The organism is Acidovorax sp. NO-1 (assembly GCF_000238595.1).
Lineage (GTDB): Bacteria > Pseudomonadota > Gammaproteobacteria > Burkholderiales > Burkholderiaceae_C > Acidovorax.
Genome location: NZ_AGTS01000097.1, coordinates 1 through 1,353 on the forward strand (window position 1 = coordinate 1; position 1,353 = coordinate 1,353).

The following is a 1,353-nucleotide window of genomic DNA, read 5'->3' on the forward strand; positions in this document are numbered from 1 at the left end:
TTAGCAGGCTGCTGAAATACTCCCCGCCGTCACTTCCCAGTTGACGTCTTGCCAGGACAATTGAGGCAACCCAACCGACCAGACAGACAAGCCAGACATGCGCGGAGCCGACACCTTCACCGAGAGCCTGTTCACCATGCGCCACCTCGATGACTTCGTGCCCGCCGATCACCCCTTGCGCGTGATCCGTGTGATGGTCAATAAAGCACTGGCCAACATGGACGAGCTGTTTGCCCGGATGTATGCGGCCGACATCAAAGGCGGGCGCCCCAGCATTGCTCCCGAGAAGCTGCTGCGCGCCATGCTCATCCAGGTGCTCTACAGCGTGCGCTCGGAGCGCCAGCTCATGGAGCAGACCCAGTACAACCTTCTGTTTCGCTGGTTCATTGGCCTGGCCATGGACGACGCCGTTTGGGTGCCCACCGTCTTCAGCAAAAACCGCGAACGCCTGATCGAGCACGATGCGGTCATCGAGTTCTTCAATCAGATCGTGCAACAAGCCCAGGAACAGGAACTGCTCTCGGGCGAGCACTTCAGCGTGGATGGCACCCTGATCCAGGCCTGGGCGGGCCACAAGAGCTTTGTGCGCAAAGACCGCCAAGGCGACGACGATACCGACGCGGGGAACTTCAAAGACCAAAAGCGCAGCAACGACACCCACGAGTCCACAACGGACGCGGATGCAAGGCTGTACCGCAAGGGCAAGACGGCTAGTGAGTTGCGCTTCATGGGCCACACACTCACCGACAACCGCCACGGGCTGGTGGTCAGCGCCGTGGTCACCAAGGCCGACGGATATGCAGAGCGCGAAGCGGCCAAGGCCATGATCAACGATGCGCGACAGGCACTGCCCGGCGATGACCCCATCACGATCACGCTGGGCGCAGACAAGGGTTACGACGCCAAGGAGTTCATCGACGCGCTGCAAGAGATGAACGTGCTGCCCCATGTGGCGCAGAACAAATCAGGGCGTCAATCGGCGGTGCCTGACAGGATCGCGGACAGCGAAGGCTACGCCATCTCCCAGCAAAAGAGAAAGCTGATCGAACAAGGCTTTGGCTGGGCCAAGACGGTGGGGCACATGCGTCAGGTGGTGGTGCGCGGGATCAATAAGGTTGATCAGATGTTTGTGCTGACGATGGCGGGCTACAACCTCACGCGACTGCGCAGCTTGGGGCAAATCCGTCTGCAGGGGCAGGTGTAAAAGGAAAAAGGATCAGAAAACCGTGCTGTACGGCTGAAAACACGCAGGTTTTCGGGCTGACTTCCAGCATACGGAAAGCAGCTGCTGCGAAAAATGCGCTTGCCGCCGCTGAGCAGGTTCCGGACGCACGGGAGTATTTCAGCAGCCTG

General features: G+C 59.8%; 1 protein-coding gene. It reads left to right on the plus strand.

From position 1 onward, the window contains the following. Window positions 1–97: 97 nt before the first annotated feature. Entirely contained in the window at window positions 98–1,204 is a 1,107-nt protein-coding gene (locus KYG_RS15645; protein WP_008905901.1) for an IS5 family transposase, read from the plus strand. Window positions 1,205–1,353 lie beyond the last annotated feature (149 nt).

What these genes read in the sequence shown, in the direction of transcription:
- KYG_RS15645 (WP_008905901.1), top strand. Translation starts at nt 98, where the DNA reads ATGCGCGGAGCCGACACCTTCACCGAGAGCCTGTTCACCATGCGCCAC.